Origin of the sequence: Dolichospermum circinale AWQC131C (assembly GCF_000426905.1) — a bacterium.
Taxonomy (GTDB): domain Bacteria; phylum Cyanobacteriota; class Cyanobacteriia; order Cyanobacteriales; family Nostocaceae; genus Dolichospermum; species Dolichospermum circinale.
Genome location: NZ_KE384658.1, coordinates 1,626 through 2,077, shown reverse-complemented (window position 1 = coordinate 2,077; position 452 = coordinate 1,626). Strand labels below are relative to the sequence as shown.

General features: G+C 38.7%; 1 protein-coding gene. It reads right to left on the bottom strand.

The window, feature by feature from the left end:
* Positions 1 to 15: 15 nt before the first annotated feature.
* Positions 16 to 452: DUF4351 domain-containing protein (locus ACIR131C_RS26390; protein ID WP_196811825.1), on the bottom strand; the 437-nt coding region annotated here is incomplete at its 5' end.

Sequence of the window (452 nt, the reverse complement as noted above, 5' to 3'; positions counted from 1 at the left end):
TCTTTTGTTAGCAGTTTAATGAACTGCTAACCAGTCTATCAGGTCTTGTATTTGGGAAAAATCTAATAAACTTTCTCCCAATATCTCTAACTCAGTAGTGGGTAACTTCTTGATTTTCTCCCTCATAGAAAATTCTATTTCCCCAAACCTCCTAGTGAGTTGACGCAAAACAAGGACCGACTCCCCTTGTTGTAGTCCTTGTTGTAATCCTTGCTGTAATCCTTGCTGTAATCCTTGCTTTTCCCCCTGTTGCAATCCTTCTTTAAGGATTTCTTCATACCACGGTGATTCTCTTAACACTGTCATATCCCACCTCATAATTTGTTGAATTAAGGGAATCTCTAAAACAAAACTAGCAAAGAATGATAATAATGGTTCTAGGTCTTTTAGTTGTTCATCTTTCCGCAGTTCTGTGACTGCAAGACGGAGGTTATTTTCACTGTTTCCACCCC